This is a genomic window from Photobacterium piscicola, assembly GCF_900166965.1.
In the GTDB taxonomy this organism is placed as follows: domain Bacteria; phylum Pseudomonadota; class Gammaproteobacteria; order Enterobacterales; family Vibrionaceae; genus Photobacterium; species Photobacterium piscicola.
Genome location: NZ_FUZI01000007.1, coordinates 82809 through 108764 on the forward strand (window position 1 = coordinate 82809; position 25956 = coordinate 108764).

Annotated in this window: 24 protein-coding genes and 1 riboswitch; of the genes, 15 read left to right on the forward strand and 9 right to left on the reverse strand. The window is 42.6% G+C overall.

Annotated elements, in window-relative coordinates; all coding sequences use genetic code 11:
• Nucleotides 1–4: 4 nt before the first annotated feature.
• From leuD to thiQ, 5 genes are all read left to right on the forward strand, one after another.
• On the forward strand, nucleotides 5–607 hold the full coding sequence (gene leuD, locus CZ809_RS16130) for a 3-isopropylmalate dehydratase small subunit (protein WP_080158593.1): 603 nt from the start codon (nucleotides 5–7) through the stop codon (nucleotides 605–607).
• A gap of 121 nt (nucleotides 608–728) precedes the next feature.
• Nucleotides 729–1511, forward strand: a complete 783-nt coding sequence (locus CZ809_RS16135; protein WP_080158594.1) for a DUF547 domain-containing protein — start codon at nucleotides 729–731, stop codon at nucleotides 1509–1511.
• Between the two features lie 28 nt (nucleotides 1512–1539).
• Nucleotides 1540–1656, forward strand: a riboswitch (TPP riboswitch).
• A 114-nt stretch (nucleotides 1657–1770) separates the two neighbouring features.
• The gene (thiB, locus tag CZ809_RS16140) at nucleotides 1771–2763 is read left to right on the forward strand and encodes a thiamine ABC transporter substrate binding subunit (RefSeq protein ID WP_370738022.1); all 993 of its coding nucleotides are present in this window, start codon (nucleotides 1771–1773) and stop codon (nucleotides 2761–2763) included.
• A 12-nt stretch (nucleotides 2764–2775) separates the two neighbouring features.
• The gene (gene thiP, locus CZ809_RS16145; RefSeq protein ID WP_080158596.1) at nucleotides 2776–4383 is read left to right on the forward strand and encodes a thiamine/thiamine pyrophosphate ABC transporter permease ThiP; all 1608 of its coding nucleotides are present in this window, start codon (nucleotides 2776–2778) and stop codon (nucleotides 4381–4383) included.
• A complete protein-coding gene (thiQ, locus tag CZ809_RS16150; RefSeq protein ID WP_080158597.1) occupies nucleotides 4376–5098 on the forward strand; it encodes a thiamine ABC transporter ATP-binding protein in 723 nt (240 codons plus the stop codon). The genes thiP and thiQ overlap by 8 nt, the downstream gene beginning before the upstream one ends.
• A 78-nt stretch (nucleotides 5099–5176) precedes the next feature.
• Here the strand turns inward: thiQ and CZ809_RS16155 are convergent, their stop codons facing one another.
• Complete coding sequence (locus CZ809_RS16155; protein ID WP_080158598.1) at nucleotides 5177–6553, reverse strand: PhoH family protein; 1377 nt, start codon at nucleotides 6551–6553, stop codon at nucleotides 5177–5179.
• 342 nt (nucleotides 6554–6895) lie between these two features.
• Here CZ809_RS16155 and rapA point away from each other — a divergent pair, with 342 nt between their 5' ends.
• The 3 genes from rapA to CZ809_RS16170 all read left to right on the forward strand — a co-directional run bounded on the left by rapA (nucleotide 6896) and on the right by CZ809_RS16170 (nucleotide 11694).
• A complete protein-coding gene (rapA, locus tag CZ809_RS16160; RefSeq protein ID WP_080158599.1) occupies nucleotides 6896–9817 on the forward strand; it encodes an RNA polymerase-associated protein RapA in 2922 nt (973 codons plus the stop codon).
• Between the two features lie 158 nt (nucleotides 9818–9975).
• The gene (gene rluA / locus CZ809_RS16165; protein WP_080158625.1) at nucleotides 9976–10674 is read left to right on the forward strand and encodes a bifunctional tRNA pseudouridine(32) synthase/23S rRNA pseudouridine(746) synthase RluA; all 699 of its coding nucleotides are present in this window, start codon (nucleotides 9976–9978) and stop codon (nucleotides 10672–10674) included.
• A 66-nt stretch (nucleotides 10675–10740) separates the two neighbouring features.
• On the forward strand, nucleotides 10741–11694 hold the full coding sequence (locus CZ809_RS16170) for a D-2-hydroxyacid dehydrogenase (RefSeq protein WP_080158600.1): 954 nt from the start codon (nucleotides 10741–10743) through the stop codon (nucleotides 11692–11694).
• An 87-nt stretch (nucleotides 11695–11781) separates the two neighbouring features.
• On the opposite strand, the gene djlA is transcribed toward CZ809_RS16170, so the two are convergent.
• Entirely contained in the window at nucleotides 11782–12636 is an 855-nt protein-coding gene (gene djlA, locus CZ809_RS16175; protein WP_080158601.1) for a co-chaperone DjlA, read from the reverse strand.
• 170 nt (nucleotides 12637–12806) lie between these two features.
• Between djlA and lptD the strand changes: the two genes are divergently transcribed.
• The 6 genes from lptD to CZ809_RS16205 all read left to right on the forward strand — a co-directional run bounded on the left by lptD (nucleotide 12807) and on the right by CZ809_RS16205 (nucleotide 19769).
• Nucleotides 12807–15206 (forward strand): LPS assembly protein LptD, encoded by a 2400-nt coding sequence (lptD, locus tag CZ809_RS16180; RefSeq protein ID WP_080158602.1) that lies wholly within the window; start codon nucleotides 12807–12809, stop codon nucleotides 15204–15206.
• 47 nt (nucleotides 15207–15253) lie between these two features.
• Nucleotides 15254–16561 carry a peptidylprolyl isomerase SurA gene (gene surA, locus CZ809_RS16185; protein ID WP_080158626.1) on the forward strand — a complete coding sequence of 436 codons (1308 nt, stop codon included), beginning with the start codon at nucleotides 15254–15256 and terminating at the stop codon, nucleotides 16559–16561.
• Nucleotides 16562–16571: 10 nt separating this feature from the next.
• Nucleotides 16572–17564, forward strand: a complete 993-nt coding sequence (gene pdxA / locus CZ809_RS16190) for a 4-hydroxythreonine-4-phosphate dehydrogenase PdxA (protein ID WP_080158627.1) — start codon at nucleotides 16572–16574, stop codon at nucleotides 17562–17564.
• Complete coding sequence (gene rsmA / locus CZ809_RS16195) at nucleotides 17561–18382, forward strand: 16S rRNA (adenine(1518)-N(6)/adenine(1519)-N(6))-dimethyltransferase RsmA (protein WP_080158603.1); 822 nt, start codon at nucleotides 17561–17563, stop codon at nucleotides 18380–18382. The genes pdxA and rsmA overlap by 4 nt, the downstream gene beginning before the upstream one ends.
• Nucleotides 18383–18483: 101 nt before the next feature.
• Nucleotides 18484–18900: a Co2+/Mg2+ efflux facilitator ApaG/CorD gene (apaG, locus tag CZ809_RS16200; RefSeq protein ID WP_369925598.1), complete on the forward strand. Its 417-nt coding sequence runs from the start codon at nucleotides 18484–18486 to the stop codon at nucleotides 18898–18900.
• Between the two features lie 50 nt (nucleotides 18901–18950).
• Nucleotides 18951–19769, forward strand: coding sequence for a symmetrical bis(5'-nucleosyl)-tetraphosphatase (locus tag CZ809_RS16205; RefSeq protein ID WP_080158605.1), 819 nt, complete (start codon nucleotides 18951–18953; stop codon nucleotides 19767–19769).
• A 65-nt stretch (nucleotides 19770–19834) separates the two neighbouring features.
• Here CZ809_RS16205 and folA read toward each other — a convergent pair whose 3' ends face one another.
• The 7 genes from folA to rplU form a co-directional block, all read right to left on the reverse strand.
• Nucleotides 19835–20320, reverse strand: coding sequence for a type 3 dihydrofolate reductase (folA, locus tag CZ809_RS16210; RefSeq protein ID WP_080158606.1), 486 nt, complete (start codon nucleotides 20318–20320; stop codon nucleotides 19835–19837).
• A 51-nt stretch (nucleotides 20321–20371) separates the two neighbouring features.
• Nucleotides 20372–20836, reverse strand: a complete 465-nt coding sequence (locus tag CZ809_RS16215) for a threonine/serine exporter family protein (protein ID WP_107276407.1) — start codon at nucleotides 20834–20836, stop codon at nucleotides 20372–20374.
• Entirely contained in the window at nucleotides 20833–21624 is a 792-nt protein-coding gene (locus CZ809_RS16220; RefSeq protein WP_080158628.1) for a threonine/serine exporter family protein, read from the reverse strand. Before CZ809_RS16220 ends, CZ809_RS16215 begins: the two co-directional genes overlap by 4 nt.
• 148 nt (nucleotides 21625–21772) lie before the next feature.
• A complete protein-coding gene (cgtA, locus tag CZ809_RS16225) occupies nucleotides 21773–22945 on the reverse strand; it encodes an Obg family GTPase CgtA (RefSeq protein WP_080158608.1) in 1173 nt (390 codons plus the stop codon).
• Nucleotides 22946–23032: 87 nt separating this feature from the next.
• Nucleotides 23033–23959: a DMT family transporter gene (locus CZ809_RS16230; protein ID WP_080158609.1), complete on the reverse strand. Its 927-nt coding sequence runs from the start codon at nucleotides 23957–23959 to the stop codon at nucleotides 23033–23035.
• 67 nt (nucleotides 23960–24026) lie between these two features.
• Complete coding sequence (gene rpmA, locus CZ809_RS16235) at nucleotides 24027–24284, reverse strand: 50S ribosomal protein L27 (protein ID WP_036796188.1); 258 nt, start codon at nucleotides 24282–24284, stop codon at nucleotides 24027–24029.
• 18 nt (nucleotides 24285–24302) lie between these two features.
• Nucleotides 24303–24614, reverse strand: coding sequence for a 50S ribosomal protein L21 (gene rplU / locus CZ809_RS16240; protein WP_005369904.1), 312 nt, complete (start codon nucleotides 24612–24614; stop codon nucleotides 24303–24305).
• 278 nt (nucleotides 24615–24892) lie between these two features.
• On the opposite strand from rplU, the gene ispB reads away from it, so the two are divergent.
• Entirely contained in the window at nucleotides 24893–25864 is a 972-nt protein-coding gene (gene ispB / locus CZ809_RS16245; protein ID WP_080158610.1) for an octaprenyl diphosphate synthase, read from the forward strand.
• Nucleotides 25865–25956: the final 92 nt, after the last annotated feature.

Consider the following 25956-nt stretch of genomic DNA (forward strand, 5'->3'; position numbering starts at 1 on the left):
AACTATGACAGGCTTTACTCAACATACAGGGTTAGTGGTACCGTTAAATACCGCCAATATTGATACCGATGCCATTATTCCAAAACAGTTTCTTCAAAAAGTAACCCGTACTGGATTTGGACAACATTTATTTCATGATTGGCGTTTTTTAGACGATGGCGGTCAACAACCTAATCCCGATTTTATAATGAATGCCCCTCGTTACCAAGGTGCAACCATTTTACTGGCTCGCGAAAACTTTGGCTGTGGATCATCGCGTGAACATGCACCATGGGCGTTAGCCGATTACGGCATTAAAGTAATGATCGCCCCTAGTTTTGCTGATATTTTTTATGGCAATTCAATCAATAACCAAATGATCCCTGTTCGTCTTACAACGCCACAGATTGATGCGTTATTTGATTATGTAGCAACCACTGAAGGGGCAAAAATCACCGTAGATCTAGCGGCTATGACAGTAACAGCGAACGGTAACCAATATTCATTTGAAATTGACGAATTTCGACGTCACTGTCTATTAAACGGATTAGATAACATAGGCTTAACCCTGCAATACCAAGCGAAAATTGCTGGATATGAAGCTAATATTCCTACTTATCTCGCTTAAATTAACTAATCTTAATACTAATGCCTGTTAATCTCAGGCATTAGTATCGCCCTACTCGGCTGTAATAAATCAGATATCATTACGGTCTTCTGTTGATATCTCTTTTTATAACAGGTTCAGTATGCGTATTGTGTTTAGCTTATTGTTGATTTTCGCTTCTTGGTCTCTATGTGCCGCCCCGAAAGCGGATCTATTACCTTATTGGCAAGATCAGGTGGCCAGCAATCAACGCGATATCAATCATCACCCATGGCAACAATTATTAACTAAATACTTAGTTGTTAGCCCACAACAAACACTGTTTCGTTACAGCGCAGTGACTCCCGCCGATAAACAGCAATTACAGAATTATATTACTCAGTTAGCTAAACTTGATCCGCGCCAATATAATCGTAATGTTCAGTTTGCTTATTGGGTGAATCTTTATAATGCGCTGACAGTACAATTGATCATTGATAATTACCCAATCACATCAATTACTAAACTCGGTGGTTTTTTCAGTTTTGGACCTTGGGATCAACCCATTGTGACCATCACAAATAAAACCTTAAGTTTAAATGACATTGAACATCGTATATTACGTCCGATTTGGCGCGATCCTCGCATTCATTATGCGGTTAATTGTGCCAGCTTAGGTTGTCCTGACTTACTGCCTCAAGTATTTGATAGTCATCACCTTGATCGACAACTCAACAATGCTGCCAGCCGTTTTATTAATAGTAATAAAGGGGTACGTACCAACTTAAAACAAACAACTTTATCGTCAATTTATGATTGGTATAGCGTTGATTTTGGTAATCAACAGGCCTTATTGCAGCATATAAACCATTATCGAGTGCATAAAAAAATCAATGGCGATAACATTAAATTTGATTACAACTGGCAGTTAAATCAGAAGCTATAACTTAGTACAAGTTACAGGTACAATGCTCGTGTTCTCATTGGGGAGCCATTAGGCTGAGATTGTTGTTATTATCTTGATTGATATAGCAGAACCCATTGAACCTGAACCAGGTAATGCTGGCGTAGGAATTGAGAAACGCATGGGTATTTTACCCCTGTCTAGCTGCTATTACAGCATGCTGCTACTACCTCTCAAGCCTGTGCCGCTCTCTCTTTTTATTTTGTTCGCAGGATGCTGACATCAGGAGCGCATAGTGAAAATCAGTTACACACTTTTACCGCTAATATCGATAGCGTTACTCTCAAATAACGTCTTGGCGGCCGATAATACCCTTAATGTTTATACCTACAGCTCGTTTTCATCCGAGTGGGGGCCTGGACCTATTATCAAAAAAGCCTTTGAAGCCCAATGCGATGGTTGCAAAGTTAACTTTGTCTCTTTAGAAGATGGCGTATCAATTCTTAATCGAGTTCGTTTAGAAGGCAGCCGTAGCCAAGCGGATATTCTATTGGGGCTTGATAACAACCTGATGACTGAAGCTAAACAAACGGGATTACTGGCAAAACAACATGTTGATCTAAGTAAATTAACCTTACCTAAAGGTTGGCATGACGATACCTTTATTCCTTTTGATTATGGCTATTTTGCGTTTGTTTATGACAGCACCAAATTACCCCATCCACCCACCAGTTTAAAAGCGCTGGTTAACGATCAAAACATCAGTATCATCTACCAAGATCCGCGCACCTCAACCCCAGGTCAAGGGCTGATGTTATGGATAAAATCAGTGTACGGCGATAAAGCGACTGCCGCATGGCAACAACTTGCTAAACACACAGTAACGGTAACAAAAGGCTGGTCAGAAGCTTACAGCATGTTCCTTGATGGTGAAGCTGATATGGTATTGTCTTACACCACCTCACCGGCTTATCACATTATGGAAGAGCATAAAAATCAGTATAAAGCGGCCAACTTTAAAGAAGGTCATTACATGCAGGTTGAAGTTGCCGCCAAAATGAAAAATAGCCCACATCCTAAACTGGCAGATCAATTTATGCAGTTCATTGTCAGTGATGGGTTTCAATCTCAAATTGCGACCCACAACTGGATGTATCCTGTTACTAAACAACCACTGCCCGCCGCATTTAATCAATTAAGCGTGCCAGATAAAGCATTAGAATTTAGTGCTGATGAAGTGGCTCACAAGCGTAAAGAATGGATTCGAGAATGGCAGCAAGCGCTGACCCAATAATGGCATACCGTTGTGAATAAACGTGTAACTCAACTTCTGCCCGGACTATTGAGTGTCGGGCTTATTTTATTACTGGTGATCGCCGCGATCACCAGCCTTATACTTCATGCTGGGCAATGGCAACTGAGTAGCTTATGGCATGATCCTTATCTACGTCATGTGACGCGATTTAGTTTTTACCAAGCCTTGCTGTCTACTTTACTCAGTATTGTGCCTGCAATTGCGATTGCTTACGCACTATCACGACGCAATTTTATAGGTAAACAACTGTTATTACGTTTGTTTGCGATGACGCTAGTGATGCCTGTATTAGTGGCGGTGTTTGGCTTATTAGCGATCTACGGCAAAAGCGGTATCATTAGCCATGGGTTAAGCTGGCTCGGATTACCCCGACTAAACATTTATGGTTTAAGTGGCATTTTACTGGCACATGTGTTTCTCAACTTACCATTAGCGGTACGCTTTTTACTCCAAAGTCTAGAATCAATTCCCTATGAACAACATCAATTAGCCGCCCATTTAGATCTTCGTGGCTGGTATAAATTCAAACTTGTCGCTTGGCCTCGGTTACGTCAACAATTGCCCCATGTGGCGGGGCTTATTTTCATGCTGTGTTTTACCAGTTTTGCGGTGATCATGTCACTAGGGGGCGGTCCTAAATCAACCACCATTGAACTGGCAATTTACCAAGCGATTCGCTATGACTTCGATCTTGCTACTGGTGCTATTTTAGCGCTGTGGCAAATGTTACTTTGTGGAGGATTAGTGTTACTTAGCCATCGCTTTGCCAAACCACTAGCAACCTTTAGTGCCTCTGTGGGCAAAAATGTGGTTAATTATCAAGATAATTGGCGTGCAAAATGGTGGGATTGGAGTTGGATCGTGGCTGCAATATTGCTGGTTATCCCACCAATTATTGCAGTTTTTGTTGCTGGATTAAACCGTCAACTGCCGCAGTTATTACAACAACCGGCACTGTGGCATGCAGTCGCTAATTCACTTGAAATTGCGGTCATGGCATGTAGCTTAGCGTTTGTTTTTGGCATGATGATCTTACTCGCGAGTCGACAATTACGCTTAAATAAACAACGTTTGAGTGCCGATAGTATTGAAATGATCGGCACCATTATTTTAGTTACTCCAGGGCTAGTATTAAGTACCGGTATTTTCTTATTACTGCGTCAATATACCGATGCCTATGGCGCTGCTTTTTGGGTTGTAGTAGGGGTTAATGCTTTAATGGCACTGCCTTATGTGATCAAAACCCTTAGCCAACCCATGCTGCATATTGCTCAACAATACAATACGTTATGTCATAGTTTAGGCATGCGTGGTTGGTCTCGATTACGACTTGTAGAGTGGCGAGCACTGCGTAAACCGATTGCACAGTCATTGGCTATAAGCTTAGTATTGTCACTGGGTGATCTTGGGGCAATTGCTTTATTTGGTAGCCAAGATTTTCAAACGCTACCACTGTATTTATTCCAATTAATGGGTAGCTATCGCATGGATGGTGCTGCTGTGGCGGCATTATTATTGTTATTACTCAGCTTAGGTTTATTCAGCGCGATTGAATATTGTTTCCAGCCTCGGCGAACCAAAGGCAAACACCATGCTTGATATAAACCAATTATGTTATACCTATCAACCTCAACGCCAACATGAACATCCTATGCAGTTAAGCTTTAACTTTAGCCTTCAACAAGGTGATATTGCGGCGTTAATCGGTCCAAGTGGTGCAGGGAAAAGTACCTTATTGGCGCTTATTGCGGGGTTTTTACAGCCACAACATGGTGATATAACCATCCACCAGCAATCAATTATTACGCTTGATCCTGCTCAACGGCCATTATCAATGCTGTTTCAAGAGCATAATTTATTTCCGCATTTAACGGTCTATGAAAACATTGCTCTTGGCGTTGATCCTCGTCTTAAATTGAGTACCCAGCAACGCCAACAGGTACATGATGCAGCAGAAAAAGTGGGATTAACAGCGTATTTACCCCGCCTACCCGAGCAACTGTCTGGCGGACAGCGGCAGCGAGTGGCATTAGCGCGCTGTTTAATTCGACAACGGCCTTTATTATTGCTTGATGAACCGTTTTCGGCACTTGATCCTACGTTGCGTAACGACATGCTACAGCTGGTACAGCAACTGGCTCAGCAGCAAGCCATCACCGTATTAATGATCACTCATAGCCCTGATGATGCTAAAAAAATCACCAATAAATGCATCTTTATTGATAACGGAGAAGTGAAAGCATTTGGGGAGACTGATGCGCTATTAAACCACCCCCAACAACCAGACTTACGTCATTACTTAGGCTTAGCGTAATAACGGCCATAAACAAAGCCGAGCTCAGTATGTTATCCCTAGAGCTCGGCTTATATTATTAAAACAACAACGAGGAACTTAAAGATTTTCTTCCGCAAATTCAGCTAAACGACTTCGCACCACACCATTAATATAAATATTGGCGCTACCCTCAAAATGTTTAAACCGTTCAACAATGTAAGTTAATCCTGATGTTACTGGTGATAGATAATTGGAATCAATTTGCGCCAAGTTACCCGAGCACACCAACTTAGTCCCCTCACCACAACGGGTAATAATGGTTTTTATCTGTGATGCAGTTAAATTTTGACACTCATCAAGCAGCACAAAGGCATTTTGAATTGAACGTCCACGCATAAAGTTAATCGATTTAAATTGAATATTGGCTTTATCAAAAATATATTTCATTGAACCATCAGTGCAGACATCATGCTTATGTAATGCTTCCATGGTGTCGGTAACCGCCGCTAACCACGGTAACATTTTCTCTTCTTCAGTACCGGGTAGAAAACCAATAGATTCAGCAATTTCAGGTGTATTACGCGTAACAATTATCTTGTCATACATGCCTTTTTCTATCACCTGCTCTAACGCTGCTGCCATCGCTAAAATAGTTTTACCACACCCAGCAGGACCAGTTAATATCACTAAATCAATACTGGGATCGAGCATGGCGTCCAATGCCATACCTTGATAAATGTTTTTAGGATGAACCCCCCATGCTTGGCGATGCATTAAGCGCTCATAACTGATGTCTTTAATCGTAACCTCTTCACCATCAATCGCTTTGATTCGCGCGGCAAATTCTTCACTGTCATCCAGTAAATATTGATTCATGTACGGATTATCAAATAACGATCGAGGCAAAATATGTAAGGTTGAACTACCGCGATTTTCAGAATGGCATTCAGCGACATTACTCCAAAAATTACCTTGATAACGGTGAAAACCTTTACTGAGTAAAGCGATATCATCAATCAATTGATCGGAGCGATAATCATCAACATTCAGCACCCCAGCCCCTTTGGCTCGTAAACGCATATTGATATCTTTCGTCACTAAGACTACGCTTCTAGGGGTATGTTTTTGTTGTAGAAAAAGAACACTATTAAGAATACGGTTATCACCTGCTTTATCACTAAAAGCATGCACCGTTTGTTTGACTTCATAATCAGCAAAAATAGCAATAGTGCCGTTATGTGGAATCTGATCATTAAAAGGAATTCCCGCTGAAATTTGCTCAGGGGTCGCATCGTGAAAGATATTTTCTAGTGCGCGAATAGCAACCCGCGCATCACGTGAAACATCACGCTTACTGTCTTTAATACGATCTAATTCTTCCAGGACTGTCATCGGAATCACGACATCGTGTTCCTGGAAAGAAAAGATAGCGAGAGGTTCATGAAGCAGAATATTTGTATCAAGTACAAACAGTTTCCGTTCGGCATTGTCCATAAGCACCTCCTTGGTAGGGCGAACAACAATAAACTTGGCTATCACTCTTTTAGCTTACGTCAAAATTAACGTTTGTGTTAATTACAGCATTTATAACGATTAGCAGGCATAACAATTAAAGCATCTATTGATTAAACTAAAATGACATTAAGACTCACGCTTCTTTTGCACACTTTCACCGTGACCTTAATCACATCATGCAGTAACATAACTCCCCCATTTTTGAGTTATGCGTATGCCATATTATTCATCTATGCATTTAGTTTTATTATAGACGATAAATAGACAACGCGAATTATAATATTTTCCTTTATATCAAATAATTAGAAGGTTTCTAGCACTATGCCATTTGCTTTGGGTCAACGTTGGATCAGTGATACAGAAAGTGATTTAGGTTTGGGAACAGTCGTCGCGATTGAGCCTCGCACTGTTAGCTTGATGTTTCCAGCATCAGATGAAAACCGTTTATACGCTCGACATGATGCACCAGTTACCCGTGTAATGTTTAATGTTGGCGATGTGATTGAAAGCCACGAAGGCTGGTCGCTCAAAGTTGAAGCGATCGAAGAAGATAAAGGAATTATCACTTATATCGGTACCCGTATAGATACCGAAGAAAGCGATGTCGCGTTACGTGAAATATTTTTAAGCCATCAAATTCGTTTTAATAAACCGCAAGATAAATTATTTGCAGGTCAAATTGATCGTATGGATCGATTTGCATTACGTTACCGCGCGCTAAAAAATCAATATGAACAACTAAAAAGCCCATTGCGTGGTTTATGTGGCATGCGTGCAGGTTTGATTCCGCACCAGCTTTATATCGCTCATGAAGTCGGTCGTCGTTATGCACCACGCGTACTTTTAGCCGATGAAGTAGGTTTAGGTAAAACCATTGAAGCGGGCATGATCATTCACCAACAAGTGCTATCTGGCCGTGCTGAACGTATTCTGATTTTGGTACCCGAAACGCTACAGCACCAATGGCTTGTAGAAATGATGCGTCGCTTTAACCTTCATTTTTCTATTTTTGATGAAGAGCGTTGTGTTGAGTCTTTAGCGGATGCGGCTAACCCATTTGATACCGCACAATACGTACTGTGTTCACTTGATTTCCTACGCAAAAGCCGCCGTCGATTTGAACAAGCATTAGATGCCGATTGGGATCTATTAATTGTTGATGAAGCGCATCACCTTGAATGGAGTGAAGAGCGTCCAAGCCGTCAATACCAAGTGGTTGAAGCTATTGCTGAAAAAACACCTGGCGTATTACTGCTAACGGCAACCCCTGAACAATTAGGCCGTGAAAGCCACTTTGCTCGCCTACGCTTATTAGACCCTGATCGTTTTTACGATTACGAAGCCTTCGTCGAAGAAGAACGTCAATATGAGCCGGTTGCTGACGCCGTATCAAAGTTACTTGCTGGTGAAAAACTTGATAGCAACGCTAAGCAGACTCTAGTTGATTTACTTGCAGGCCAAAACGTTGAGCCAATGATCACGGCGATTGAAAATGCAACCACAGCAGATGATGCAGAAGCGCTTGAAGCACGTCACGAATTAATCCGTAATCTCATGGATCGTCACGGTACTGGCCGCGTATTATTCCGTAACACCCGTTCAGCAATCAAAGGTTTCCCTAAGCGTCACCTCAATATGTATCCATTACCAATGCCAAATCAGTACAGCACCGCGATGCGTGTAGCTGGCATGATGGCAGGTAAACTAAGCATTAACGAAAAAGCGATTAAACTGCTTTATCCTGAAGATATCTATCAAGAGTTTGAAGGTGAATCAGCGACATGGTGGAACTTTGACCCTCGCATTAACTGGTTGCTAGATATGCTAAAAGCCAACCGTAATGAGAAAGTATTGGTGATCTGTTCTCGTGCTCAAACCGCATTAACGTTAGAGCAAGCCCTACGTGAGCGTGAGGGTATTCGTGCGACCGTGTTCCACGAAGGCATGTCGATCATTGAACGTGATAAAGCGGCGGCGTATTTTGCGCAAGAAGAGAGTGGCGCTCAGGTATTAATCTGTTCAGAGATTGGTTCAGAAGGTCGTAACTTCCAATTTGCTAATCAATTAGTGATGTTCGATTTACCAAGTAACCCTGACTTGTTAGAGCAACGTATTGGTCGTTTAGATCGTATCGGTCAGCAACGTGAAATTGAAATCCACGTACCGCACCTTGAAGGCACCTCACAAGCCTTATTAGCACGTTGGTTTAATGAGGGCTTAAACGCGTTTGAAGAAACCTGCCCAACGGGTCGTCCTGTCTATGAAGCGGTATGTGAAGATTTAATCACACTACTTGCTAGTGATAAGCAAGACAGTGACGCACTGGAAGCGGTGATCACTCAAAGTGCGGCACTACATAACGAACTTAAAGGTAAACTTGAACAAGGCCGTGACCGCTTACTTGAAATCCACTCCAATGGTGGCGAAGCCGCACAACAGTTAGTGGAACAAATTAGCAGCAAAGATGGTGATACCAACTTGGTCTCTTTTGCACTGGGCTTATTTGATACCATTGGTCTTAACCAAGACGACAAGGGTGAAAACGCAATTGTGGTAACACCATCAGAGCACATGATGGTTGCAAGCTACCCTGGCTTACCTTACGACGGTTGTACCATCACCTTTGATCGTAATACTGCGCTATCACGCGAAGATCTGCATTTTATCAGCTGGGAACACCCAATGATTCAAGGTGGCATTGAATTGCTATTGAGTGAAGGTGTCGGAACAACGGCAGTTTCATTACTGAAAAACAAAGCACTGCCTGTCGGTACTTTGTTATTAGAACTGATTTACGTGGTTGATGCGCAAGCACCAAAACAATCGGGTATTGGTCGTTTCTTACCTAAAACACCTATTCGCATTCTACTTGATAGCAAAGGTAATAATCTGTCTGCCAATGTTGAGTTTGAAAGCTTTAACCGTCAGTTAAGCCCAATTAACCGTCATTTAGGCAGCAAGTTAGTCAACTCAGTACAAAAAGAAATCCATACTCTTATTGCTCATGCTGAACGTGAAATTGACAAAGAGTTAGTTACCGTACGTAGCCAAGCACAAGCCGAGATGGAAGCAACATTACGTGCTGAGCATCAACGTTTACTGGCACTAAAAACAGTTAACCCTAACATTCGTGATGACGAGTTAGAATTGATTGAATCTCAAATTTTGGATTTAACAGACTACATTGCTAAGGCTCAAATTCAACTGGATTCACTGCGTTTAATTGTTGTTAGCCATAACTAATTACTGACATTATCGGTATGAAAATTTAACCGTCGAGAGTATGTTTACAGCATCTTATCGGCGGTTTTTTTATAGCTAACATACTATAGACATACCAATTGTAAGGCATTCATATTAGTATGCTGACCAATTTTTCACTCTCAATTTGCGAGCGCATCATGAAACCATTGCCAGTGCTAAACTATAATCCCCCCACGGATCCTTGGCTGGATACTCTTTTTATTGATAGCGATATTATAGCGATCAATAAACCAGCGGGTCTGTTATCAAATCCAGGTCGTCAACCTGAGCATCATGACAGTGTATTTGCGCGCGTATTAGCTCAATATCCTCAATCACAAATTGTACATCGGTTAGATATGGGTACCTCTGGCTTGATTGTATTGGCATTAAATAAAGCTGCTGAACGCCACTTCAAAGCACAATTTCGTGAGCGTGAAACCAAAAAAGTGTATTACGCACGAGTCTGGGGACAAATGGAGCATGATACAGGTACGGTTGATTTGCCACTAATTTGTGATTGGCCTAACCGCCCTCGTCAAAAAGTATGTTTTGATGACGGAAAGCCGTCAGTAACCCACTATGAAGTATTAAGTCGCGATGAAAATAGCACTCTAGTTCGCTTATTACCGATTACAGGTCGCTCACATCAGCTACGCGTACATATGCAAGCGCTAGGGCACCCTATTTTAGGTGATAAATTCTATGCCAATGACGAAGCGATTGCGGCATCACCACGACTATTATTGCATGCAGCAGAACTGACCTTTACCCATCCAGGGACTGATGAGCCAATGCACCTATTTGCGCCATGTGAATTTTACCCACAAGCACTAACGCAAACAATTTACCCGTAAACGGTAGGCATCTTTTACAATGAATGCTAGCGTACAGCTTGCATTCATTGTTTATTGAGATGACCCATGGAAACTATCGTTTTTCTTGATCATGGCACTATTCCGGCACACATTAGTCTTCCTCGCCCTGATTTTTGTCACCAATGGCATCAATACGACGCAACAACTGCATCACAAGTGGTTGAACGCCTACAACACGCCACGATAGCAATCACCAATAAAGTTGTACTAAATAGTCAGGTACTGGCTCAATTACCTCTCCTCAAATTTATCGCCATTGCTGCAACAGGGACTAACAACGTTGATCTCGATTATTGTCGCACTCACAATATCAAGGTCGCTAACATTCAAGGTTATGCTACTCGCTCAGTGCCAGAACATGTTATTGCGATGATTTTTGCCCTTAAACGCAATCTTGCGGGCTATCAACAAGACATCGCTAACGGTGAATGGCAACGTCAGCAGCAATTTTGTTTTTTCACCCACCCAATTACTGATGTTGCAGGATCAACTTTGGGTATTATTGGTAACGGAGGCTTAGGTCAGGCTGTCGCCACACTGGCACGCGCTATTGGTATTGAGGTGTTATTTGCCGAACATGCAGGGGCAACTCAATGCCGTGATGGCTATCATCCCTTTGAGCAAGTGCTGCGCGAAGCTGATATCATTAGCTTACACTGCCCACTGACACCAACCACCCATAATATGATTGCCGAATCACAATTGGCTCTGATGAAATCAAGCGCAATAATAATTAATACTAGCCGCGGCGGTTTAATTAACGAACAAGCATTAGTTGATGCACTCCTCTCTCACCAAATAGCAGGAGCAGGAATCGATGTTTTTACAACTGAGCCAGCATTGCCGTCAAATCCATTAATTGTTCATAGTCAGTTGCCCAATCTGATTCTAACGCCACATGTAGCATGGGGATCTGATTCCGCCATTCAAACATTGGTTAATCAATTGATAGATAATATTAATAGCTTCCATCAAGGTACCCATAAAAATCAGCTCTAATCTCGATTTTTAGCCACAAAAAAGCGAGCATGGCGCTCGCTTCTTTTTATTGCTAATTGCGGTTCAACTATCGATGCCGTTAACTGACTATTTAAAGCCTTTTTCTTTACGGATCAGATCATAAGCTGCTTGCAGTTCTTGGGTCTTTTGCTTAGCAATTTCCATCATTTCTGGTGGTAAACCTTTTGCCGCTAATTTATCAGGGTGGTGTTCATTCATTTGTTTACGGTAAGCACGTTTCACTTCTTGTGCTGACGCGTCTTCATTAACACCTAGCACTTTAAAGGCATCCGCTAATTGATCACGAGTCGGTGGCGCTTGAAAACCACCCCCTTGTTGTTGGTATTGCTGATGAAAGCCACCTTGTTGAAAACGAAACGCTGCTTCTTGCATCTGTAAGCGTTGTTCTAACTGAGCTTCAGAGAAACCAAGGTAACGTGCAATAACATGCAAGAGTTGACGTTCTTTTGGGTGTAATTGTCCATCCGCAAACGCCGCTTGAATTTGAAGCTCTAAGAAAAACTGTAATAAGTCAGCACGACCGGCGCTATTACGAACGCGATTAAGGGTTTCTTCCAGAGGGAAGTTATCTTCTTTACCTTCACGAAATGCATTTTGCGCTTGGCGGCGAGATTCACCCTGTAGCCCCATTCGATCCATGATCGTACTGGCAACACGAATTTCATTTTCAGTGACACGACCTTTGGCCTTCGCCATGTGTCCCATGGTGGCAAAGCAAGCATTAAAGAACTCAGCTTGGCGCTCTGCATTAGTGGCATTTTTACCACCAAAACCGCCAAAACCACCGTTTCTTTGGCGGGCATACGCTTTATCAAATTGATGACCAATAAATAAGCCAATTAGAAGACCTATATATTTAGGGCCAAGCAATATTCCCAGTAGAGCACCGAAAATTTTTCCCCATATACCCGTTCTCTGCATTCTATACTCTCTGGTAGTTCGTTAATTTTTTCACTGTTTACCCAACAGCATGCGCTGAAAAGATGCCGTCGCGTTAAATTTGCATTATGATAGCTGTCATTTGTCGGGAATGCTTGTAAAAAGCGCAACAATTCGCCTTGCACCAAATTGATACAGGAATGTTGAATTAGATGTCACTTACCTCTCACAGTTTACTAGCCACAATGATTAGCTTAGCCCTATATGGCCCAGCAATGGCTGCTGACATTACCCCTACAAGCGGTGATAGTCACAACCAAAAAAACATTGCCGATCCTGCTAATAATGCAATTAATGGTAACAAAAATCCAATTGCGATGGTACGTGGTGTCTGCATCCCGGAAAAAGATCGCAAACAAGATACCAATAACGAACCTATCCATATCAGTGCTAACCGTGTGGAAGCACAACAAAATACAGCAGCAGTGTATTCTGGCGATGTGGTAGTAAAACAAGGCACGCGGACGATTGTTGCTGATAAAGCGACCTTACAACAACCTACCAACATTGTGACCGCTAACGGCAATGTTTTCTATCAAGATGGTGGCATGGACATTGATGCCAAAAGCTTAACCAGTGATCTTAATACTAAAGATGCGCAAATGAATGATGCGGTCTATCAAATGACCTGTCAGGCTGGCCGCGGTGACGCTAAATTAATTGAACGTCGCAATGTGGATGGCACTCAATTTTACAAGATGACAGATGGTACTTATACCACCTGTCCTGAGAACGATAAAAGCTGGCGCTTTGCAGCAGGTAGTCTAGATCGTGATGGTGATTCACCATTTGCCGATTTGTACAACGCCCGTTTTGAAGTCCTTGATGTACCAGTTTTTTATCTACCATGGTTACGTGTTCCTGTTACTGATCAACGTCTTACTGGTTTTTTATACCCGTCAATTAGCTACGGTTCGAAAAACGGTATGGAGCTAGAAACACCTTTTTACTGGAACATAGCTCCCAATTACGATTTAACCTTCACCCCTAAGTATATGAACCACAGAGGATTACAGTTAACCTCTGAATTCCGTTACTTGTCTGATTTTGGTCAAGGTAAAGTAATCGGTGAATATTTAGGCCACGATAAAAAATACCGTGACTATGATAAACGTTGGGGCTTCCAATGGACGCATAGCGGCATTATCGATAAAAACTGGTTGCTGAACATCGATTACAGCAAAGTCAGTGATGCGCAATATTTTGATGACGTCGACTCAATTATTGGTCAACGTGAAGATAATAACCTTCTTCAAACGGCATCGTTGGCTTATCGTAATGATAATTGGGACACCAGCTTAATGGTACGTGACTTCCAACCACTGACTGAAAGTGGCGAAGGCACCCAGTATCGTTTAATGCCCCAACTATCGAGCACCTACTATAAATCTGATCTGCCTTACGGGTTAGATTTTAGTTTACCGATGAGTATCAGTAAATTTGATACCGATGACAGATCCAAACCAACAGCAGATCGAGTCACAGTAGAACCTACATTAACCTTGCCGTATGCGACCCCTTGGTGGTCTGTTACCACGCAAGCTAAATTAATGTATGCCCATTACAATCAGCAGTTTGATGTTCAGGCAAACCCCGAACTCAACACTCTCGACAAAACTGCAGACCGTACGGTGCCCGAATTTAGAGTTAACAGTAGCCTCTATTTTGAACGTGATACCTCGATCATGGGTGAGCATTACACCCAAAGTTTAGAGCCACAACTGCAATATTTATACGTTAAGGATGTTGATCAAAGTGGCATCTATAACCCGGTTAATTATAACGGTGGCGGCTATGATTCAACGCGCCTACAACAAGACTATTACGGCCTATTTAACGATAGAACTTATAGTGGTCATGATTATATCGCACCGGCCAACCAATTTACGGTTGGTGCAACCACGCGTTATTATGATGCAAACTTTAAGGAACGTTTTACCCTTTCATTGGGTCAAATTTTCTATATTGATAAACCCGTCGCTGATGGCACAGATGCAAAGAGCTATTCTGCAACCGCATTAGAGACTGAATTCAACCTTGATGATAATTTATTCTTCAAGAGCGCAATGCAATATGATTCAAGTGAAAATGAAGTTCAGCAAGGCAGTACCGCGGTTGAATACCGTAATGGACGTGTGTTTGTGCAACCAAGTTATCGCTATGTATCCAGTAGTTACTTAACCAAATATGTTGATAACCCTAATATTGAAGTTAATGGCAAACGCGATGGTATTTCACAATTAGGTTTATCGGCAGGTTTCCCTATTAATGACAACATTGATGTTACTGCGGATTATTTCCAAGATATGAACGTCAATAAAATGTTAGAGAGTCGCGTAGGTTTAGTTTACCGCTCGGCATGTTGGATGATAGGTTTAAGCTATAATCGCTATGCAAAAGATCCATTGAACCAAGATTTTACCGAATACGACAGCAATGTTAGTTTCTCGTTTAGTCTACTTGGTCTTCAAGGTGCACGACCATTTGGTCAAACATCAGATGATGGCGGCAATATTCTGGGTTATGCAGACCCATTTACACTTAAAAATTAATGATCGTGGCGGTAATTAATATCGCCACTCAACATGACGGACTATCAATGAAAAAGTGGAAGTATTCGGCGCTAAGCGTAATGCTCATGGGTATGACAGCAACAGCGGTTGCAGCACCTCAACTACAAGAATTAAATCAAATTGTCACCACAGTAAATGACGGCGTGATTTTACAAAGTGACGTCAATGCAATGTTGAAAACGGTTCATCTCAATGCTGCAGCAGAAGGTCAGCAACTGCCTCCGAACAATATTTTACGTCAGCAAGTGATGGATAAATTGATCATGGAGAATTTGCAGATTCAACAAGCCAAGCAGCTAGGTTTACGCATTGATGATAGCCAGTTAGATCAAGCCGTTGCCGATGTCGCTAAACAGCGCAAGATGACGGTGACTCAACTGCGTCAAGATTTAGCAAGCGCAGGTATTAGCTACCCAATGTTCCGTGAGCAATTACGTAACGACATGCTAGCCTCTGAAGCACGCACCATTATTGTGCGTAAACGCGTTAACATTCTTCCTCAAGAAGTGGATAACCTTGCAGCACAATTAGCAAAACAAACCCAACAAAACGTGCAATACAATATCAGCCAAATTCAAATTGCCGTTAATGACGACGCTGATAAAGCGACCCGAGAAAAAGCCAAGCAAGAAGCAGACAAAATTTATGCTGAGATTAAACAAGGCGCTAATTTTGCCGAATTGGCTTACCGTTACTCAAAAGGCCCTAAAGCTCTAAAAGGTGGCGAATGGGGTTGGATGAGCAAAGAAGAAATGCCGACAATTTTTGCTGACCAAATCAAAACTAGCAGCAAAGACAGTGTCATCGGTCCTTTCCGTAGTGGCGTTGGTTACCATATTTTAAAAATTAATGATGTTAAAGGCATGCCAACCGTTTCAGTGGTTGAAGTGAAAGCTCGTCATATTTTAATTAAAACATCTGTTATTTTAAGTGATGCCGCCGCTAAAAAAGAATTACAACAAATTCGCCAAAAGATCATCAGTGGTAAAGAAACCTTTGCTGCCGCTGCAAAACAATACAGTGCAGATCCCGGTTCTGCGGCTAACGGTGGTCAGCTAGGCTGGCAGGTACCATCAATCTATGCGCCTGCTTTTGAAAAAGAAGTAGAAACATTACCTGTCGATCAAATTAGCCAACCGTTTAAATCTCAATTTGGCTGGCACATTGTTGAAGTTGAAGGCCGTCGTAATGTCGATCGTACCGAAGCTGCATTAAAAAATCGTGCGGCTCAAATCCTATTTAACCGTAAGTTTAATGAAGAAGCACAAACATGGTTACAAGACCTTCGTGCTGGCGCATATATCGAACAAATGAATAAGGTAAATAATGGCTAATAACAAGCATATGACTAACACACAACGGATTGTTATCACCCCAGGTGAACCGGCCGGGATTGGCCCTGATTTAGTCATAGCCTTGTGCCAACAACCTTGGCCGCACCAACTTGTCATTTGTGCTGATGCGCAGGTTATGGTAGAACGTGCGGCTCAATTAGGTTTACCTTTAACCATTTTGCCTTATCAACCTGAGTTAGCAGCACAACCGCATCAAGCGGGAACCATGACTGTTATACAGATTAATAGTACCACTGAGGTTGTCTGCGGACAGCTTAACGAGCAAAATGGTCTCTATGTATTAGCAACACTAGAGCGTGCAGCTGCAGGCTGTATGAGTGGTGAATTTGCTGCGGTTATAACCGGCCCTGTTCATAAAGGGGTTATTAACCGCGCTGGGGTTTCTTTTAGTGGCCACACTGAGTTTTTTGCACAGCAGTCAGATACCGCGCAAGTTGTTATGATGCTTGCAACAGAAGGATTACGGGTTGCTTTAGTGACAACCCATATTCCGTTAAACTGTGTCGCAAAAGCCATTACAGAACCTCGGCTAAAGCAAGTTATTCGTATCTTGCATGCTGATCTAGTGACTAAATTTGGTATTGCGTCTCCCAAAATTTATGTTTGTGGGCTCAATCCTCATGCCGGTGAAGATGGCTGTTTGGGCATGGAAGAAATTGATACCATTGCTCCAACATTAGAACAACTACGTCAACAAGAAGGCATGGATCTTATCGGACCGTTACCGGCTGATACCATCTTTCAAGAAAAATATTTAGCTGATGCCGATACGGTGTTAGCCATGTATCACGATCAAGGGTTACCGGTGCTGAAATACAAAGGCTTCGGTAAGTCAGTCAACATTACGTTGGGACTTCCCTTTATCAGAACTTCAGTAGATCATGGTACCGCACTGGAACTCGCAGGTACTGGGCAAGCAGACATAGGTAGCCTTCGGACAGCGCTATCCCACGCCCTCGAATTGGTAGAAAAACAAGCATGAGCAGCGATCAAGTCCACTTAGGTCACCGCGCGCGTAAGCGCTTTGGCCAAAACTTTTTAAAAGACCCATATATTATTGATGGCATTGTGTCAGCGATTAACCCTTTACCAGGCCAAAATCTGGTAGAAATTGGCCCCGGCCTTGGTGCGATCACTGAATATGTTGGTAAGTTAGTTGATAAATTTACAGTTATCGAACTTGACCGAGATTTGGCTGAGCGTTTACGTAATCACCCTGATCTAGCGTCAAAACTTACCATCCACGAAGGCGATGCAATGCGTTTCGACTTTACGCAACTTATTAAAGAAAATAATAAGTTACGTATCTTCGGCAACTTGCCTTACAACATCTCAACCCCGTTGATGTTCCACATTTTTGAATTTCATAAAGACGTACTAGATATGCACTTTATGCTTCAAAAAGAAGTGGTTAATCGTCTTGCTGCAGGCCCTGGTAGTAAAGCTTATGGCCGTCTAACGGTAATGGCGCAATACTACTGTAAAGTGATGCCAGTACTAGAAGTACCGCCAGAATCTTTTGTACCTGCACCAAAAGTAGATTCAGCAGTAGTACGTTTAACGCCGTATGAAGTGCTACCATTCCCATGTACTAACCTTAAATGGCTAGATCGTGTGTGTCGTGAAGGCTTCAACCAACGTCGTAAAACAATTCGTAACTGTTACAAAGGCTTGTTGACACCAGAACAACTAGAAGCGCTTGGTATTAACCCAGGCCACCGCCCAGAAAACATTACGGTAGAACAATTTGTTGCTATGGCTAATTGGCTTGACGTTAATTTCCAAAAAGAAGAGCAATAATGGTATAGCGCATTAACAACTGCGCCTATAACATAATAACCCTGTGTAACGTATCACGTGTTATGCAGGGTTTTCTTTATTTATCAGCCAACAATACTAAAATGAGAATAAATCATCAGCAAAGGATATTGCCTGTGAGTATCTCATCTCCTCCAACGATCAAATGCCATGTTGTCAGTCATTATCTAGCAGAACAATCGCAACCTGATCAGCAACGTTATGTATTTTCATACACTATCACCATTAAAAATCTAGGCCGCGGTAGCGCTCACTTACTAACACGCTATTGGTTAATTACTGATGCTAATGGCAAAAAATTGGTTATTGAAGGTGAAGGCGTCGTCGGACAACAACCGCATATCAACGCTGCTGATGAATTCACTTATACCAGCGGCACTATCATTGAAACCCCTGTCGGTGTTATGCAAGGTCAATACACCATGGAAGATGAAGCAGGTAATCGCTTTAAAGTTGAAGTGACACCATTTCGACTAGCAATGCCGAACATTCTTCATTAACCTAATGCGATTAATTTCATGTTAATTAACGCATTGATAATGGGAGCACCATGGCGACTTATCTTGTCGGTGATATTCAAGGCTGTTTACCCGACTTAAAAAAATTACTGGCCCAAGCAAATTTCGATCCTCATCATGATCATTTATGGCTTGCTGGCGATCTGGTTGCTCGCGGCCCAGAATCGTTAGAAACATTACGCTTTGTAAAAGCATTGGGCGATCATGCTACGGTCATTTTAGGCAATCATGATCTGCATTTATTAGCGGTATCTCATCAACTGGCGCGCGCTAAAAAAAGCGATAATATCCATCAAATTTTTACCGCTGAAGATGGCCCAGAACTCCTTAATTGGTTACGCCACCAGCCATTATTAGCGGAACATCCTCATTACCCATTGGTTATGGTACATGCGGGTATTACGCCACAATGGACGCTTGAACAGGCGCGTCAACATGCACGAGAAGTCGAGGCTCTGCTTCAGTCTGATGATTACTTGTGGTTATTAAAAAACATGTATGGTGATGGCCCTGATTGGTGGCAAGACGATCTTTCTCAAATAGAACGGTTACGATTTACGATCAACAGTTTTACGCGAATGCGATTTTGCGATCCTCAAGGACGATTGGATATGCACTGTAAAGTACAACCCAATGATCCAAGTGCTGGTAACTTGATCCCTTGGTTTGATGTTAAGCGCACACAACCATTAGCAAAGACGATTATCTTTGGTCATTGGGCTGCCTTAATGGGTCATCAAGATGAACACTGTATTGGATTAGATACTGGCTGTGTATGGGGCAATAGCTTAACTATGCTGCGTTGGGAAGATGGGCAGCGATTCGTTACAGAGTGCCCGCTTTACGCATGATCGAGACACATAAAAATGCCGACAGTTATTGTCGGCATTCTTGATATTAACGTCTGCAACTTTGGTTATGATCGCTCTAAGATCACAAACTCCATCGCATAAGCATTTTTATCATCGGCATCATAATGCTGACTTTCAACGCGATGCCAATGATCACCCCACTCAGGAAATTGGGTATCACCGCCATCAATATCAGCATCAATAAAGGTTAAATATAATCTATCCGCTATCGGTAAACACGCTTGATAAATACTGCCGCCACCAATGATCATTAGCTCAGGTGCATCACCTGCGGCTAATTTTGCAGCCGCCATATCACTAACGACAGTGATCCCTTCTGCATAAAAATCAGGATTACGGCTAATAACAATGTTTAATCGTCCCGGTAATGGTCGTCCAATTGATTCAAAGGTTTTACGTCCCATCACTATCGGTTTACCTAGCGTGCAATGCTTAAACCATGCAAAATCAGCGGGTAAATGCCATGGCATGCTATTCTCTTTACCAATGATCCGTTGGTGAGCCATTGCAGCGATCATACTGATCTTCATTTTTGCATCTCCATTTACGTTACCAGTATTCGTCTTGTCATTCTGTCGTAGTTATACCACAGGACGGCGACGATAAAATAATAACCCTGGCATAGCTAACCCAATCGCTAGTGCAGCAACAATAAATACCGCTTTTAGCACGTTATCGATCATCAATCCCCATAAAGCTAACGAAAAACCCCGATGGTTGATTTCAACGATAGCAATCATCGCTTTAAAGGCAAACACTCCAGGCACCATAGGGATCAATGCCGCCACCGTAAACACTTTAGGGTGGGCTAAAAAGCGGTGCGACCAATGCACACCAATCATGCCAACTAAGGTTGCCGCCGCAAGTGTCGACCATTCAATCGAAAGCCCCCAATGCATTAATAGAAACCGTGTTCCATGGCCAATTGCGCCACCAATAGCGCAATATTTTAACGCTTTTTGAGGTACATTAAACACCAATGCAAATCCCAAAGCAGGGATCATTGCCAGTAACATATCATTCAGTAATGCCACCATTAATGTCATAGTAACCACCCCCATACTCCCAATACATTCATCGCAGCGATGATGCCCATGCAGGTCGATAAGGTTAATAAACTTGCCATGGTCCAACGGGCTAACCCCATACTTGGAAAGCCTTTTACCATATCAGCCACAGCATTAATTAATGGAAAACCAGGCACTAACATCAATACCGATGAAGCCATAGCTAAAAACGGTTGAGCACCAATATTATACACTTCACCAAGGCCTGAAATGAGCGTGGTTACAAACGCTGTCACCCCAAAATTAAGCAGTGGATTAAAATGGTAACTGGCGATTTGTTGGCGAACATACATTCCGACAGAAGAGGCACAAAAAGTCAGTAAAAATACTGGCCAATCACCACCAGCTAAACGGCTAAATGCGGCGCAAGATAGACCTATCATAACCACCACTAACCAGCGATTATAACGTTGAGTTTTGAGGTTTTCTAAACGATGTTGAACGTCATTGTCATCCAATAAACCCCGCTCAACAAGAATACAAATTCGTTGAATATCGGTCACTATCTGCATGTTGATCCCGCCGTCTTGGCAACGTCGAGTAGTGGTAATACAACAACCTAAATGGCGAGTACTGATCACCATCGAACTGGCCGATAATGACACCTCAACATGCTCGACACCAAGCGCTAATCCCAATCGACGGGTAACATCCATAATTACGGTACTCTCAGCGCCATGCTGTAATAACCGCTGTCCCGCCTCTATTGCCAACCGAGTCACTTTCCGTTGCTGGGTTTCGCTCAACGGTAGCAAGACCCTCTCCATGTTGATATCCATTTACAATCCATTATAAAAATCATTTCAGAATAACTAGCATACCTAACCCACTACCACGCGTGTTGATTAAGCACAAAAAAAAGCCACACCTCAACGGTATGGCTTCTTATGCATGTCGCCGATAATGGCTTATGGCTTATGGCTTATAGATGATTTCTACATCGTAATCATCTTCATTCCAGTCATCCCAATCATCATCGTCGTCTTCATCCTGAACTTTCTTAATTTGTTCAGCGTGGTAATCATCCCACTTAAAGTCGACTTTATCTTCTTTCTGCTCTTCAATTTCATACTTAACACGAGGTAGAGCCTCGATAGCAGCCATCAGATCATAAGTCAGCTCTTTAGTACCAATGCGGTTTAACGCTGAGATACTATAGTGTTTGCCTTCCCATGCTAATGCTTCAAGCACTTCAGTGATCTTTTCTTGTGCTTGTTCTTCATCAAGAAGATCTGCTTTGTTAAATACGATCCAACGAGGCTTATTACCAAGTTTATCGCTGTATTGCTCAAGTTCATTGATGATAGTAAAGGCATTCTCTACTGGATCAGAACCATCGGCAGGAAGCAGATCAACCATGTGTAATAACACACGACAACGCTCAAGGTGCTTCAAGAAGCGAATACCCAAGCCAGCACCGTCAGCAGCACCTTCGATTAGACCAGGAATATCGGCAACAACAAAACTACGCTCTGCATCGACACGTACCACACCCAAGCTTGGAACAAGGGTAGTGAACGGGTAATCAGCTACTTTTGGCTTAGCAGACGATACAGCGCGAATAAAGGTAGATTTACCCGCATTAGGCAAACCTAGCATACCCACATCAGCTAAAAGTAGCAGTTCTAGGCGTAAGTGACGAATTTCACCTTTACTGCCCATACTCTTTTGACGTGGTGCACGGTTTACAGATGATTTAAAGCGGGTGTTACCTAGGCCGTGGAAACCGCCTTTAGCAACCATCACTTTCATACCATGCTCAGTAAGATCGGCAATCACTTCGCCCGTATCTTCATCGATAGCACGTGTACCTACAGGTACTGTTAATACTTCATCCGCACCGCGTTTACCAGTACAGTTACCGCCACGGCCGTTTTCACCACGCTCAGCGGCATGGAAACGCTCAAAACGGTAATCAATCAGTGTATTGAAGTTTTCATCAGCGTATAGGTAAACATCACCACCATCGCCGCCGTCACCGCCGTCAGGGCCGCCACGAGGAATGTACTTTTCAGTACGAAAACTTACTACACCATTACCGCCATCACCGGCATCGGCGCGAATAACCGCTTCATCTATAAACTTCATTTTTTTCTCCGCACTGTGGCGTTTAACATACTGCGATGAAGGCATTTAGCACATATCACCGCGTAGTAATTATTTCATGGACCTTGGCTATTTGCTTGGGCTAATAAACTTATGGCCTATAGCACAACAAACAGCGCCACCTACCACAACTATAGCACCGAGATAGCCCCATATATTTAAAGAGACCGTCGCAACATATTGTGGCCAAGCCAAACTCGCAAGATCGACAAATAATATCGTAAACAAGGGCGTCAGTGTAATCACCGCACTCACTTGTGATGCTTGCCAACGTGACATTGCTTCTGCAAATGCACCATAGCCAACAAGCGTATTAATACAACAGAATAACAACATCCCTAATTGGCGGTTATCCATTGCGAAAATTTGTTGTGGTTGTGCCATTGGGGTCAGTATTACAGCACATATGATATAAATCATCAGTAATATTTGTGCTGATGAAAATTGCCGTAATAGCCACTTCTGAGCTAGGCCATAAACAACCCATACTAACGCTGCGGTAACAGCAAGGCTAACACCTACAGTATAGCCAGAAAAACTGGTAAACAGCTCAATAAGCCGTTCATTAAAGAATAGGATCAAACCACCAATGAGAGCAATGACTCCCACAACTTGATGCCGACCTAATTTCTCTTTAAACACCCAAGCACTTGATACTAATAGCATCACCGGCGCTAATTGGATAATAACTTGTACAACGTGAGGGTTTAAATATTTCAATGAGCTGTTATACAGCACAAAGTTCCCTGCAAGACCCAAGCTGCCGATGGCAAGCACCACACAACTCATTCTCCCAAGATTTGATATAATCGGTAGTTGCTTGCGCCACATTAAAAAAAGGCCAAGGCCAAATGCTGCAACAAGAAAGCGATACCAAACGATCGTAAAAGGATCCATCACTTCTACGGCTTGTTTCATTGCAATGGGTAATGCGCCCCAAAAAACGGCGGTTGTCATTGCGAGAAAAAAACCAATCATGGGGTTGCTATTAATCATAAACCCTCCAGATATAAAAAGCCCCGCCAAAAAGGCAGGGCTTTAATATTCGTGTCGATTCTGAAAATTATTCAGCGTCGATAGATACGAATTTACGGTTTTTAGGACCTTTAACTTCAAACTTCACTTTACCGTCAGATAGAGCGAATAGAGTGTGGTCTTTACCTAGGCCAACGTTTGTGCCAGCGTGGAACTTAGTACCACGTTGACGAACGATGATGTTGCCTGCTAATACAGACTCGCCACCAAAACGCTTAACACCTAGGCGTTTGCTTTCTGAATCACGGCCGTTATTAGTAGAACCGCCAGCTTTTTTATGTGCCATCTTTAAATTCTCCTGTTATTAAGCGCTGATGCCAGTAATTTTGACTTCAGTGAACCACTGACGGTGGCCCATTTGCTTACGAGAGTGCTTACGACGACGGAACTTAACGATTTTTACTTTATCGCCACGACCGTGAGTAACAACTTCAGCAGTTACTTTACCGCCAGCTACAAAAGGTGCGCCTACAGATACTTCTTCGCCATTAGCTACTAAAAGTACTGAGTCAAATTCAATGCTAGCGCCAGTTTCAGCGTCTAGTTTTTCTAAGCGTAAGGTTTGGCCTTCGCTTACACGGTGTTGTTTACCACCACTTTGGAAAACAGCGTACATGTCTTACTCCGCTTCTCCGCATAGGCCATTTGCCACGTCTAAAATGGGCAATGGGTATGCGCTTAATCTTGTCATCAATAGGGCGCGAATGTTACGCGAAAAGAGACTTTGTGGCAAGCCATTCTCGAAAGAAAATTGGTGAAAAGCTACCCAGCACAAAAACTGTTTGAAATAGCTGTATTTGAGGTTATGACGATATGGTTATTTTAGTGTAAGATTCACGTATCAATTCGAAATATTTTCCGCCCTACGCGGCTAACAATCTTGCTGGACGTATAATGGATTTTAAAGCTATCCAAGCGCTCACCGCCAACGATATGGCGGAAGTCGACGCGAAGATACAGGCGCAACTGAACTCAGATGTAGCCCTGATTAATCAACTCGGATTCTACATTGTAAACAGTGGTGGAAAACGTATTCGCCCTATGCTGGCTGTATTAACAGCCCGCGCACTTGGCTATGACGGTGATAAACACACCACAGCCGCTGCTTTTGTTGAATTTATTCACACTGCCACATTGCTTCATGATGATGTGGTTGATGAATCAGATATGCGTCGTGGTAAAGAAACCGCCAACGCAGCTTTCGGAAATGCGGCCAGTGTGTTAGTTGGTGATTACATCTATACGCGCTCTTTTCAAATGATGACAAGCCTAAGATCATTAAGGATCCTTGACATCATGAGTGAAGCAACTAATGTGATCGCCGAAGGTGAAGTGCTGCAGTTAATGAACTGTAATGATCCCGACACCACAGAAACAAGCTACATGCAGGTGATCTACTCAAAAACAGCACGTTTATTTGAAGCATCAACTCAAATTGCAGCGATCATCGCTGATGCATCTGCGGAAGTTGAAATCGCATTGCAAGAGTATGGTCGTTATTTAGGGACGGCTTTCCAATTAATTGATGATGTTCTTGACTATGTTGCCGATGGCAAAGAAATGGGTAAGAACGTTGGCGATGATCTTGCAGAAGGTAAACCCACATTGCCATTATTGCATGCTATGCATCATGGCGATCAAGCGCAATCAGCAATGATTAGAGACGCTATTGTGCATGCTAATGGTATGGATAAGCTTGATGCAATTCTGGCTTGTATGCGTCAACACGGCTCGTTGGAGTATACCCAACAACGTGCAGAACAAGAAGCCCAGAAAGCCATTGCCGCACTAGCCCCTATTGCTGAGTCAGATTATAAACAAGCACTGATTACGCTTGCTCATATGGCTGTGCAACGTAAAAAATAATCTATTCCCCCTATCTTATTCAAACCTGTCTTTTTTAAAGGCAGGTTTTTTTATACCTCGCGTTCAATACCAAGGTCACGATCAATCATGAT